Consider the following 13,144-nt stretch of genomic DNA (forward strand, 5'->3'; position numbering starts at 1 on the left):
ACGCTTTTTGCAAGTCAGTTACCAACCATTAATCACTGAAATCTATGAAAAATTATCTTCTCCCTGCTTTTGCACTGATCTTTTTCAGCTGTAAAGAAAATAAAAAGGAAAGCACCACAACCGGAAAAGAGGTGGTTACAGAAACAGACACTTTGAAATTACCCGCTCCCGACGAGAATTCCAAAAATAAATTCAGCAATGTGATCGGCTGGCCTGAAGGTAAAACACCGGTTGCCCCGGAAGGATTTACCGTTACCCGTTTTGCTGAACATATCAAAAGCCCGAGAAATATGATTCAGGCTGAAAACGGGGATATTTTTGTCGTTCTTTCCAATTCAGAACGTTCCACAACGGAAAAAATAAAAAATGACATCAGCGGAAAAAGTGATGCTGAAGTAGGAGGCAAATCGGCCAACAGGATTATCCTGTATCGTGATGCCAACAAAGATGGCGTTCCTGAGTCGTCTTCCGTATTTCTGGACAAGCTCAACCAACCTTACGGAATGCTTATTATTAAGGATAAATTTTACGTAGCCAATACCGATGGGCTTTGGGTGTATCCTTATAAAACAGGACAGACAAAAATTACGGAACCCGGAAAGAAAATCGTCAGCCTTCCTGCAGGAGGATATAATAATCACTGGACGAGAAATTTAATTGCCAATAAAGATCAGTCGAAAATTTACATCAGCGTGGGATCTGGAAGTAACGTTGGCGAAAACGGAATGGAAAATGAAGTTCGAAGAGCCAATATTCTTGAAGTTAATCCTGACGGAAGCGGAGAGAAAATTTATGCAGCAGGTCTTAGAAATCCTGTAGGCATGAGCTGGAACCCAGTAAAAGGCGAACTCTGGACGGTGGTGAATGAAAGGGATGAGCTTGGTGATGAGCTGGTTCCCGATTATCTGACCAGCGTAAAGCAGAACGCTTTTTATGGCTGGCCTTACGCTTACTTCGGAAAAAATGAAGATCCAAGAAGAAAGGGTGAAAAACCGGATCTCGTGGCAAAAACTATTGTCCCTGATGTGCCGCTGGGAAGTCATACGGCGTCTTTAGGGCTTACATTTTATACCGGCAGTCAGTTTCCTGAAAAGTATAAAAACGGAGCTTTTATCGGGCAGCACGGATCTTGGAACCGCTCTTCACTGGTTGGTTATCAGGTAGCATTCGTTCCTTTTGCTAACGGTAAAGCTTCAGGACCCTATCAGCCATTTCTAACAGGGTTTATTGCCAATGAAGCCAAAGGAGATGTGTACGGAAGACCTGTGGGCATTCTGCAGATTGCAGACGGATCATTGCTGGTGGCGGATGACGTAAGTGGAATCGTATGGAGAGTAGCTTATAAAAAGTGATTTATATCTGAAAACTGCTGATTTATTTTGGTATGAAATATGCAAATATTCATGTAAACCGGAATGAGTAAGATCATTCACAAAATAGAATGTCATGAAAAAGTTTTTAATATCAGCCATTTTAATAGTAGGATTATCTTCAACTGCATTTTCCCAGAGACGTCCGCCGGCACCGCCGCATCCTTCAAAAGCACAGTTGTATAATGATAAAGCCAGGGAACTTGACAGAAAATATAATCAGGAGAAAAAGCTCATCCTTAACCATCCGCTGGCAACAAAACGAATGAAGAATGACCAGCTGAAAGCGTTGAATGAAAGATACAGAAATGAAAAAAGGCTGCTAAGAGCAACAAGATAAAATCTGATGAATGAAGAAAATTTATTCTTTGTTCCCATCAAAAAACACAATATAAAAGAGAATGCTTTGAGCGTTCTCTTTTTTGTTTAAAATAGTCTTACTTCCTGATCTCAGTTGCAGTGCAAGAAACGTGGAACATCCAATATTTTTCCTTAAATTCGCATAAAAATTTTAAGCTAATGAATTACGATATTATTGTCATCGGAAGTGGTCCTGGTGGATATGTTACTGCAATCAGAGCAGCACAATTGGGTTTCAAAACTGCAATTATCGAGAAAGAAAGTCTGGGAGGGATCTGCCTTAACTGGGGATGTATTCCGACAAAAGCTTTGCTGAAATCTGCTCAGGTTTTTCATTATATTAATCACGCTGAAGATTATGGTTTGAACAAGGTGGAAGGAAGTTTTGAATTTCCAAACGTAATTCAGAGAAGCCGTGGGGTAGCCAACAAAATGAGCAAAGGAATCGAATTCTTAATGAAAAAGAATAAGATCGATGTGATTTTGGGAACTGCCAAAATTCAGAAAGGTAAAAAAGTTTCCGTTACTGATAAAGACGGGAAAGTAACTGAATATACAGGAACGCACATTATCATCGCTACTGGTGCTCGTTCAAGAGAATTGCCGAACCTTCCTCAGGATGGTAAAAAAGTAATCGGATACAGACAGGCATTGTCTCTTCCTGAACAGCCAAAATCGATGATCGTGGTAGGTTCCGGAGCGATCGGGGTTGAATTTGCTGACTTCTATAATACCATGGGAACAAAAGTAACGGTTGTAGAATTTATGCCGAATATCGTTCCTGTAGAGGATGAAGAAATCTCTAAGCACCTTGAAAAATCTCTTAAAAAATCGGGGATTGAAATTATGACCAATGCTTCTGTAGAAAGTGTTGACACCAGCGGAGAAGGGGTGAAAGCTACCGTAAAAACGGCAAAAGGAAACATCACGCTTGAAGCTGATATTTTATTGTCTGCGGTTGGTATTGCTGCAAACATTGAGAACATCGGACTTGAAGAAGTGGGAATCCAGACGGATAAAGGCAGAGTTTTGGTAAACGAATGGTACGAAACTTCGGTTCCTGGTTACTACGCGATCGGAGACCTTATTCCTACTCAGGCTCTGGCACACGTTGCTTCTGCTGAAGGAATTACCTGTGTTGAAAAAATCAAAGGATTACACGTTGAAAAAATAGATTATGGCAATATTCCTGGATGTACGTACTGTCACCCAGAAGTTGCGTCTGTTGGTCTTACCGAAAAGCAGGCTAAAGAGAAAGGATATGAAATCAAAGTTGGAAAATTCCCTCTTTCTGCAAGTGGAAAGGCGACGGCTAACGGTAATACAGATGGTTTCGTTAAAGTGATCTTTGATGCTAAATACGGCGAATGGTTAGGGTGCCACATGATCGGAGAAGGCGTTACAGATATGGTGGCTGAAGCCGTTGTTGCCAGAAAACTGGAAACTACAGGTCACGAGATCATCAAATCAATTCACCCGCATCCAACAGTGTCAGAAGCTATTATGGAAGCTGCCGCTGCTGCTTATGGTGAAGTGATTCATATTTAATTTGACAATCAATTTTTAAATATTGTTAAACCACAGATTCTGTCTGTGGTTTTTCTTTTCTTAAATAATTTGTATCACTTATTTTCTTATTTTTATTAAGTTATAAATAATACAAATTAAAATAAATTATGTTCAAAAAATTAGCTGCAGAAGCTTTAGGATTAGGGGATATTGGTAAAATTATTCCTTCTCATGATTATGATAAAGTAGATTCAGACGATTACATTTTATCGGAAGACAATGAAAAGATTTTCTTCCTCATCAAATCCAAAAGAGATGAATATTGCTTTACCAACAGAGCATTGATCCATATTGACGGCGCAAGTGCCCTGGATAAAAAACGAGTACTGAGAAGATACGAATATTATCAGTTTCCTTTCTCAAATATTGCCTTGCAGACAGCGGGAACCATCGACCTGGACGTTGAGATTTCTTTTAATATCGGGAATGTTCCGTTAATGATTAGTGTTACAAAAAGTCAGATTGATCAGCTGAAAGATCTTTATAAAGCTCTTTTGGCGATTCAGCAAGTGGTGCATCACAATCAGTCACTGCTGAATTTTTCGAATGACAGCCTGCAGAAAGCGATCACTACTGTAGCCTCAGGAAAACAGGAAAATGTATCGAAAAGCCAGGAATTAAGAACGATTAATGAATACATTTTCGCCTGGAATACGACCAGCTTTGATAAGTACAATCAGAAAGACTTCTCAAAGATTTTTGAAAAATATATTAATAATTAAGATGATAAAACTTTAAAAGCCCGAAATTTCGGGCTTTTTTATAATAGCTTTTTTAGTAATACTTAGATTAAATTTTATAGAGATAATTTTTATTGATGAAAATATTTAAAGTATTAATTCATTGTCATCTGCCCTAGTCACCTCTGTTGCCAGTTACTATTTAACAAAAATTTAGTAAAAACAGACTTTCTATTTTGTGGTATTTTCTTACATTTATTCAATGAATTTTGAAAAGATAGGACTTGTTTTATCGGGTGGCGGTACCAAAGGCATCGCACACGCCGGAGTTCTAAAATTCCTCAAGGAAAAAGATATTGATGTTAATGTACTGTCATGTTGCAGCGCAGGCTCCATTGTCGGTTCTATGTATGCTGTGGGGAAAACCCCGGAAGAGATCCTGGAATTTTTCAATTCGGTATATTTTTTCAACTGGAAACATTTTGCTTTCAATCAGCCCGGATTGGTCTCTTCGGTTATTTTCAGGAATTATCTCAATCCTATTTTCGGAGATATGAAACTGAAAGATCTGGATAAAGAAGTGAAAATTGTAGCCACAGAACTGGTCGGCGGAACGGAAAAAATCTTTGATCAGGATTTTAAAGTCGTAGATGCCATTATTGCTTCATGCTCGATACCGGGAATTACGACGCCCTATACTATCAATGACGAAATGTATTGTGATGGAGGAGTACTCAATAATTTTCCTGCTGACATCATCAGGGATGAGTGTGATAAGCTGATCGGTGTTTTTGTCTCCCCACCCCATGATATTAAAATTGATGATCTGAAATCAATTAAATCTATTGTCTCCCGTTCTTACGATTTACTTTCGTACAGAGTAGAAAAAATAAAATTTGACTATTGCGATTGGTTTATATCTTCTCAGGAGCTCTCCACCTACGGAACATTTGAGAGAAGAAAAGACCGTCTTGAAAAAATTTTCACGATCGGATATGAGGCTGCAAAGGAAAGCTTTAACGAAAGCAGCTTTTATCTTGCCAGGCAATCAGGTGCATAAAAAAACTCTCACTTTAAATGAGAGTTTTCTTTTATCCTAGCTTTTTACAACGATTGCGTCCTGATTAACAATTGTTTTTCCGTCCTGGTCCTCTACCGTAAGCGTATAAGGAGCTTTTTTAAGAGAATCGGTAAGATAATTTCTCCAGACTTTATAGGTATATCCTTCATTATGGAACTCAAAGTAATAATTTCCTCCGGATCCGTCAGGAATAAGTTCTCCGTCACTGATGATCATACTCGGTTTATTGGTGATTTTTCCTTTAGCCGGCCAGGATTGATACAAATACTTGCCATTGGGCTGCTTATCAATTCTTATTTTGAATTTTTGAGTTTTGATAATTACTGATTTCGGAACCTGTTGCCTGATTTCAGTTTTGGGCCCGTCTTTAGGTTCAGTTTGATGAATGCTTTTAGCGCTTATCATGCTGATACTGGTCATATATATTGCTCCCAGCAGAATCTTTTTAATCATTTTGATAATATTTGTGGTTAGTCCCTCAAATGTATCAAATTTAAAGCCAATTAAAGATCAGTTTCAGCGGGTGTTGACTGGGTATAATAAGCAAAAGCCTTTTCAAGATTTTCGAATTTTCCTTTAAATTCTCCGATCGGACAATCCTGAAGAATATTTCCTTTATGAATGAGGATTACGCGTGAACAAAGCGCTTCCACTTCCTGCATGATATGGGTGGAAAGCAATACGGTTTTTTGCTGACCAATTTCCTTTACAACATTTCTGATCTCAATAATCTGATTGGGATCCAGACCATTCGTAGGCTCATCAAGAATCAGCAGATCCGGCTGGTGAATAATGGCCTGTGCCAAGCCTACTCTTTGTTTATATCCTTTAGAAAGCTGTCCGATTTTCTTTGTTTTTTCCGGTGTAATTCCTACCAGTTCTATTACCTCATCTACTCGCGATACCGGGATATTGTGAATATTGGCCACAAACTGCAGGTATTCTTTTACAAACATTTCGAGATAAAGCGGATTGTTCTCCGGAAGGAAACCTATATTTTTTTTGCTTTCTATTTCGTTGTCGGTGATATTTTTACCATTGAAAATTATTTCTCCTTCGTCAATTTTTAAGGCTCCGACAATAGATTTCATTAAGGTAGATTTTCCGGCACCATTAGGCCCCAGAAGCCCGATGATTTCATTTTTGTCGATCGATATATTGATGTTGTTCAGTGCTGTCTGCTCACCGAATTTTTTGGTTAAATTGTTTATTTGAAGAGACATAATAAATAATGATCTTTTTGCAAAAATAAAAATAAAAAAGCTCATTCCGTAGAATGAGCCTGGTTAATATTTCTATAAATTGATTATTTCTTCGCTTTTTTTTCTGGATGAGAATTCTTTGCTGATGCATTCGCATTAGTTGCGGGATCAGGTTTTTCATACTGCGATGATTTTCCGTTGAGTTTTCCGAATATTTTGTCAACCTGCTTTTTGTTCAGAAACTGAGATTTACCAACATATTTTCTGTTTTTGTTGATATACTGAATAAACTGTACGGTAGGCTGCCCGAAGTTCTTCTCAAAATGAAGTTCAACAATATCATTAGGAAGTTCCAGCACGATATTGCTTACTGGCAAATCTATAAATCCATTGATGATCAGTTCGTATAATCCTGATACGTCTTTATTGAGGTTTTGAAAAGAGAATGAGCGGAAAGTATTCAGATTAGCTGTATTCAGGTCCTGATAGTTTATGGTAAATTTATCATCTTTCTTATATAAACCTACGGAATTATCTTTACCAATTTCCACAACACTTTCGTTTTTCAGCACTTTAATTTGTGAGAAAGCCGAAATACCTAACAAACATGTAAATAGTAGAATTATTTTTCTCATAAGGTGATTGTATGCTTTTATAAGTTTGGTTGTCTGTAAAAGTACAAACGAAAAAACAATTTTTTATATTTCCTCTGAGCAAATGTAAAAAAAAAAATCCACTTCAATTTTGAGATTCAATTATACTATTTATTTAATACATATATATAGTATGATGTTTATTAAATATAATTTGTTTACAGACTGTTTTTTTTGGTGAATAAAGGTTTTGGTTTTCCGAAAACTGTAAATTTTCTAAGTTTAAAATTAACAAATGTTAATAATATTATATGTAATATTCATTTAACAACTGTTAATCTTTTTCAGACTGATTAAAATCTCTAATGTGTATTTTTTTAATTTTTATTTACAATTCAAGAAATAATAATCTTCAAAAAACATGTATTGTAGTTGAATTTTAATATTAAAAGAAGAATTAAATTTAAATAATATAGAATTAATATGCTACACATAACAAATGATATAAACCGCTGATCTGTAAGGTAGTTTAGGTACCATATTTTTAAAATTTTTCGCTGTTTAATATCGTTCTTAAGCCTCTCAAATGCCTCTCAAATCGATAAATGGTATAATAATTGAATAATGATGAGCACAAGCTGAAACTTAAGAATAAAACGAATTTAGGTTTATTTTTTACAGCTTTTCTTAAAGAAACATTAAAAAAAATAATATGAAATCAAAACTATCAATCTTATCGTTGGCAATCGCATTACCCACATGCCTTTTTGCCCAGGATTCGCTTCAGGTAATGAATAATACGCAATATCCGAATACTTTTTCTTCGGGATCTGCTGATGTACAACCGTTCACAAACTCTTCAAAAAGATTCAATGACTGGTCAATTTCATTTGGGGCAGGTGTTCCATTAATGCAAAGTGCAGACTTGGTATCTATTAAAACAAGCAAGGGAAGTGGTAAAGATTTGTTTGGATACTCTGCGTATGTAAGTGTTGATAAAGCAATTACTCATGCATTCGGTTTAAAATTGCAATATGACCGTGGTGAAACTAGACAAGGATATTTCAACACAAAAGATGCTGCACCGGCAAATGCAGCTGCTAATATGCAGTACGGAGCAAGAACGCAATACGATGCGATCTCTATTTTGGGAGATATTAATTTCTCGAACTTACTAAGAAGAGTTGATAATAAGTCACCATTCAGATGGGCATTGCATGGTTATGCGGGTATTGGTACTTTGGCATACAGAGCTTATCTTAAAGATGAGACGGGGCAAAGAATGACGAAAGAGGTTAAACCATTTAAGTTCGGATCTTTGTTCGGGCAGGCAGGAGCCGGTTTGAAATATAAGATCAGCAACCGATTAGATCTTGAAGGAAGAGTAATGTATGTAGTAACTACAGATGATACATTTGATGGTGGTGGTAATCAATATAGCGCTATTAACAGAAAAAATAATAAGAGCTCAGATAACTTCATCAACACAACTTTAGGTCTTACTGTAAACTTAGGGAAGCATGAGTCTCACCTAATGTGGCATGATCCTTTGCAGGAAGCTTACTATAAAATAAATGTACTTGAATCTAAAATCACTGATCTTGTTGTTTGTAAAAACGGAGATGCCGATAATGACGGAGTTTGCGACGATTGGGACAGACAGCTTGATACTCCTGCAGGTGCAAGAGTTGACGGTTCTGGCGTAGCATTAGATGTAGATTTAGATGGAGTAATCGATCTTTACGATAAATGTGTAACGGTTCCTGGAAGCGTTGAAAATAATGGATGTCCTGACCAAACTCAGGGACAGGGAGCTGTAGCTGAGACTGAAACTAAATTAGAAGGAATCGAGTTTGATCTTAATTCAGACAGAATTTTACCTTCAAACACGCCGATTTTGAATAATGCAGTGAGCTATATCAACTCTTCAGATGGTTCTTATACTGTTGTAGGTGCTACGGATACTAGAGGAACTGAAGCTTACAACCAGAGATTATCTGAGAAAAGAGCAAATAATGTAAAAAATTATCTTATTCAGAACGGAGTACAGTCTGGTAAACTTGATGCTCAGGGTAACGGAAAAAAAGATCTTAAATATCCTGAATGTGACCCGGCTTCAAAATGTCCTGAATGGAAAAACAGAGCTAATAGAAGAGTATATTTTAAAGCAAAATAAATAATAAATAACTTCTAAAGTAAGAGGCTGCCATATTAATGGCAGTCTTTTTTTATTTCTTGTCCCGTCCTAAAATAAGTTGACAGAAAATAGACTTATAATGGAAAACGAAGAAAAACAAAAGAAAAGCGAGTACAACCAATTTATCTATAAGTGAAATTGCTTATGAACTGGGTTTTGAACACTTCCAGTCATTCAGTAAACTATGTTAAATCTGAAAATCAGCCCATTGTCAGCCGCTTAAAGGTTAGTATATTTAAAGAATGGCTTGAAGGAGGAAAGTGATATATGAATATTTTAACTAATATTGATGTTTTATAGATTATTATTAAAAAATGACAGCGAAACAATCATTACAATTTCATTTGATAGAACCTCATCATCAGATTGCTGATTTTGTATATTGTTTTTCCTCTTTCAGTAATATGTCGACAATAGAGGAAGGAATCATTATCCCAAACGGCAAGATAGATCTTATTCTGTCTTTAAATGAAAATGGAGCTTTTCATATTACCCTTTTAGGATTGGAAACACAGCCCAAAATTGCACCCAAGCAGCCCATATCAAAATTTTTCTCCGTCAGCTTTCATCCTCTCGCTGTTGAATACATTCTTAAAATGCCTGTGGCAAAACTGCTCAATACCGGCAGGATATTACCCGATAATTTCTGGGATTTCACTGTTGATGATCTTACTGATTTTGAAGCCTTTTGCCTAAAGGTTACCGATAAGGTAATCTCTCTTCTTCCCGATGCTGTTGATCAGCGTAAACGGAATTTATTTAATCAAATCATAGTGGCTGATGGAGATGTTAAAGTTAACGAACTCGCCGCCAACATAGGATGGAGTCCCCGCCAGATCAACCAATATTTTAACCGGCAGTTGGGTGTTTCATTAAAATCCTATTGCAATATTTTACGATTTCAGGCTTCACTGCAACATATCTGGGAGGGAAATCTTTATCCACAACTGAACTATACCGATCAATCGCATTTCATTAAAGAGGTTAAAAAGCTTTCCGGTGTTTCCCCAAAAGAGCTGAATAAAAATGAGAACAGCCGATTTTTACAATTTTTGGTGTACGGTAAGAAATAGCTTTGCAGTATATAAAATTCAATTATGCTGTTAGAAAACAAAAGCGTAGCGATAATTGGCGGAGGTCCCGGTGGTCTTACATTAGCCAAATTGCTACAACAGAAAAACATCAATGTCAAGGTTTATGAACGGGATTTTGATGAAAATGCCAGAGTGCAGGGTTCACCACTTGACCTTCATTATGATTCTGGTCTGGCTGCCTTACGTGAAGCCAATTTGCTGGACGAGTTTAAGAAAAACTTTCTTCCCGGAGCAGATCGTGAAAAAATCATGAATGAAAAGGCTGAAATTTTTTTTAGTGATCATGGTCATAAGCTGGAAGAAGATTTTAATAACATATATTTCCGTCCTGAGATCGACCGTGGTGTACTACGAAAGATATTATTGCAGTCATTAGAACCGGAAACTGTTATATGGAACAGTCATTTTCTTTCAATGGAATCACAAAACGCCGGTTGGCTTTTACATTTTAAAGATCAACCATCCGTATATGCAGATCTTGTGATTGGCGCAGACGGAGCAAACAGTAAAATTCGTCCGTACGTCACAGAAATTAGGCCTTTTTATACCGGAATTATGATGCTTGAAGGCAATATTCCCAATGCTTCTCAAACTGCTCCCGGTATCAATGCGCTGCTGGAAGGTGGTAAAATCATGGCTTTCGGAAACAATCAAAATCTGCTGATGGGTCAGAAGGCAAATTGGGAAATAGGTTTTTATGCGAGCTTCCGTGCTCCGGAAGACTGGAAAACACAGAACGGTATCATCCATTATAATAATGATGAGGTATTCCGATGGTTTAAAGATTCTTACGGTGACTGGAGCAACATTTGGGATGAGCTTTTTATAGCGACCGTACCTCCTTTTATACCCAGACCTATTTACTGTATACCACTGGATCAGTATTGGGAATCTCAATCTAATGTAACCATCATTGGGGATGCTGCCCATGTCATGCCGCCATTTGCGGGAGAAGGAGTTAACATGGCCATGCTGGATGCATTGGAATTAAGCCGCAATCTGCTTTCTGACAATTTTACAGATATCCTTCAGGCTATCATTGGCTATGAAGAATCTATGCGTAAAAGGGCATCGTTGATCGCAGGTGAATCTCTGGCCAATGGGGAGTTTATGCATTCGGAAAATGCGTTGCAGTCGATGGTCAAAATGTTCGAAAGGCATTAAAAGGCCGTTCAGCAGCTATCTTTAAAATAAACAACCTCTCACTAAGAGAGGTTGTTTTTATAATTCAAAATAAATTGTATCAATGTTTAAATATTAATACCCCTGATTCTGTACCAGGTAGCCCGGAACACTGGAAGCACCGTCAATAGCCGTCTGAGGAATCGGGAAAAGTCTTTTTCTTACATCTGTATTGGTTTTTGACGTGTATGTGTCTTCATAATGTCCAAAACGGATCATATCGGTTCTTCTCGAATATTCCCAGTAAAACTCAAAACCTCTTTCCCGGTAAAGGGTATTTAAATTAATACTGGTCAATGCAGGAGGCGTAACTGAAGGTCTGGCAGTTCTTGATGCTCTTACAAAATTTACGTCTGATAATGCAGCCGCGGCATTTCCTTTTCTTAGCTGCGCTTCGGCTCTCATTAAATAAATATCGGCCAAACGTAAAAGAACGATATCTGCGTTTCCTCTGTTTCTTCCCGTATCCGAAGTTCTGCTGAACTGATATTTTGAAACCCTGTATCCGTCGGCATAATCTTTATGGGTAGGATCTTCCAGGTCTACTTCCAATACGTGGTTTACGTAGTTTGTAAATCCGTTTCTCTGCTCGATCATCGGATAGATTTTGTATTGTCCGTTCAGGGTCTGGAAAGGCTGTCCGTTCGCAGAATTTCTCAGCCCCCACTGAATTCCTCTCTGGATTCCTCTGTTGATTTCATACGTAGGGCCATCAACAAGGAAATAGTGATTGGCATCGTTGGCAGGGGTAATACCTGTTAGATCTTTTAAATTCTGAGGAACAGTGAAATTTTCTTTATAAAATCTGGCATCTGCCTGTGCCGGATCTGTGCTTCCGTAAGCCTGTACCCAGGTCTGGTAGAAATCAGGAGTAATGGCAGGCCCATCTGTTCCGTTTGCTTTTGGAAATGCAGCCAATGGATACTGACTTCCGGACAGCGACCAATATCCCAATCGGTTATGAGACGTGTTCAGATCCTGACGCTGATCAATGGCAAAGATCAGTTCTTTGTTAGTGTGATTGTTATCATCAAAAATGGCAAAATATTCCGGAGAGAGCACATATAATCCTGAGTTGATCACCTTATTGGTATATTCAATAACTTTATCCATATCAGCGGTAGAGAAAGTAGGTGTTCCATACGGATCTCTATATACTGCTGCATTAAGGTAAAGCTGTGCTAAAAATCCATTCACAGCAGCCTGTGATATTCTTCCTGGCCCGTGAGTATTATCAAGATCATTGACTACAGCAAGAAATTCACTTTCGATATAAGAAATGGCTTCCTGTCGTCTCAAAATCTGGGAATTCTGACCGACAGAATCTTTTTTAAAGGCAACTCCCCAATAGTCTAAAACCAGCATATTATAGTACGCTCTCAAAGCCCGCATTTCGGAAAGTGCCTTTGCCGCATTTGAGTCTGTGGCGGCAAGTGGCTGTAGCTTTTCAATCGCCGTTATGGTTCTTGAAATCATTAATCTGAAAGCATCCCACGTCTGCTGAACAACCACATTAGTCGTCGTCATGGTGTGCTGATGAAGCTCAATATATTTTCCGCCGTCATACCAGTCGTTTCCACTTCCTCTCGGAGGCAAAATAGCCTCATCGGTACTGATCAGCTGCATACCATAGTTTTTAGTATGGGTAAATGCATCCGGAAGCGGGCCATACGCAGGGGCAACAAAAGACTCTACGATATTATTGGATTGTGCATCAAGTGATTCATCGATTACCTGCTCATCAAGATTTGTACATCCTACCGCAACCAATGCGCTTAGACTTAATACGGAAATTAAAATTTTATTTTTCATTGTT

The 13,144-nt window shown here is 37.8% G+C and carries 12 protein-coding genes and 1 pseudogene; 9 read left to right on the forward strand and 4 right to left on the reverse strand.

Annotation, left to right across the window (positions count from 1 at the left end):
* The first annotated feature begins 44 nt into the window (after nt 1–44).
* From BMW64_RS16905 to BMW64_RS16925, 5 genes are all read left to right on the forward strand, one after another.
* Nucleotides 45–1,352 carry a PQQ-dependent sugar dehydrogenase gene (locus BMW64_RS16905; protein WP_090001271.1) on the forward strand — a complete coding sequence of 436 codons (1,308 nt, stop codon included), beginning with the start codon at nt 45–47 and terminating at the stop codon, nt 1,350–1,352.
* A 94-nt stretch (nt 1,353–1,446) separates the two neighbouring features.
* The gene (locus tag BMW64_RS16910) at nt 1,447–1,710 is read left to right on the forward strand and encodes a hypothetical protein (protein WP_090001274.1); all 264 of its coding nucleotides are present in this window, start codon (nt 1,447–1,449) and stop codon (nt 1,708–1,710) included.
* Between the two features lie 179 nt (nt 1,711–1,889).
* Nucleotides 1,890–3,278: a dihydrolipoyl dehydrogenase gene (gene lpdA, locus BMW64_RS16915; RefSeq protein WP_090001275.1), complete on the forward strand. Its 1,389-nt coding sequence runs from the start codon at nt 1,890–1,892 to the stop codon at nt 3,276–3,278.
* A gap of 128 nt (nt 3,279–3,406) precedes the next feature.
* Nucleotides 3,407–4,021, forward strand: a complete 615-nt coding sequence (locus BMW64_RS16920) for a PH domain-containing protein (protein WP_090001277.1) — start codon at nt 3,407–3,409, stop codon at nt 4,019–4,021.
* Nucleotides 4,022–4,241: 220 nt separating this feature from the next.
* Entirely contained in the window at nt 4,242–5,039 is a 798-nt protein-coding gene (locus BMW64_RS16925; RefSeq protein WP_090001279.1) for a patatin-like phospholipase family protein, read from the forward strand.
* Nucleotides 5,040–5,075: 36 nt separating this feature from the next.
* Here BMW64_RS16925 and BMW64_RS16930 read toward each other — a convergent pair whose 3' ends face one another.
* The 3 genes from BMW64_RS16930 to BMW64_RS16940 all read right to left on the reverse strand — a co-directional run bounded on the left by BMW64_RS16930 (nt 5,076) and on the right by BMW64_RS16940 (nt 6,897).
* A complete protein-coding gene (locus BMW64_RS16930) occupies nt 5,076–5,513 on the reverse strand; it encodes a hypothetical protein (RefSeq protein WP_090001281.1) in 438 nt (145 codons plus the stop codon).
* Between the two features lie 50 nt (nt 5,514–5,563).
* Nucleotides 5,564–6,283 (reverse strand): ABC transporter ATP-binding protein, encoded by a 720-nt coding sequence (locus tag BMW64_RS16935; RefSeq protein ID WP_090001489.1) that lies wholly within the window; start codon nt 6,281–6,283, stop codon nt 5,564–5,566.
* 83 nt (nt 6,284–6,366) lie between these two features.
* Nucleotides 6,367–6,897, reverse strand: a complete 531-nt coding sequence (locus BMW64_RS16940; RefSeq protein ID WP_090001283.1) for a hypothetical protein — start codon at nt 6,895–6,897, stop codon at nt 6,367–6,369.
* A 670-nt stretch (nt 6,898–7,567) separates the two neighbouring features.
* Here BMW64_RS16940 and BMW64_RS16945 point away from each other — a divergent pair.
* The 4 genes and pseudogenes from BMW64_RS16945 (at nt 7,568) to BMW64_RS16955 (ending at nt 11,310) form a co-directional block, all read left to right on the forward strand.
* Nucleotides 7,568–9,031, forward strand: a complete 1,464-nt coding sequence (locus BMW64_RS16945; protein ID WP_090001285.1) for an OmpA family protein — start codon at nt 7,568–7,570, stop codon at nt 9,029–9,031.
* 113 nt (nt 9,032–9,144) lie between these two features.
* Nucleotides 9,145–9,243 (forward strand): annotated as a pseudogene (locus BMW64_RS20960) (AraC family transcriptional regulator); the annotation flags it as partial.
* A 123-nt stretch (nt 9,244–9,366) separates the two neighbouring features.
* Nucleotides 9,367–10,125 (forward strand): helix-turn-helix domain-containing protein, encoded by a 759-nt coding sequence (locus tag BMW64_RS16950; RefSeq protein ID WP_090001287.1) that lies wholly within the window; start codon nt 9,367–9,369, stop codon nt 10,123–10,125.
* A 24-nt stretch (nt 10,126–10,149) separates the two neighbouring features.
* Nucleotides 10,150–11,310, forward strand: coding sequence for an FAD-dependent oxidoreductase (locus BMW64_RS16955; RefSeq protein ID WP_090001289.1), 1,161 nt, complete (start codon nt 10,150–10,152; stop codon nt 11,308–11,310).
* Nucleotides 11,311–11,403: 93 nt separating this feature from the next.
* Here BMW64_RS16955 and BMW64_RS16960 read toward each other — a convergent pair whose 3' ends face one another.
* Nucleotides 11,404–13,140 carry a RagB/SusD family nutrient uptake outer membrane protein gene (locus BMW64_RS16960; protein ID WP_090001291.1) on the reverse strand — a complete coding sequence of 579 codons (1,737 nt, stop codon included), beginning with the start codon at nt 13,138–13,140 and terminating at the stop codon, nt 11,404–11,406.
* Between the last annotated feature and the right edge of the window lie 4 nt (nt 13,141–13,144).

Source organism: Chryseobacterium taichungense, assembly GCF_900109935.1.
In the GTDB taxonomy this organism is placed as follows: Bacteria; Bacteroidota; Bacteroidia; order Flavobacteriales; family Weeksellaceae; genus Chryseobacterium; species Chryseobacterium taichungense.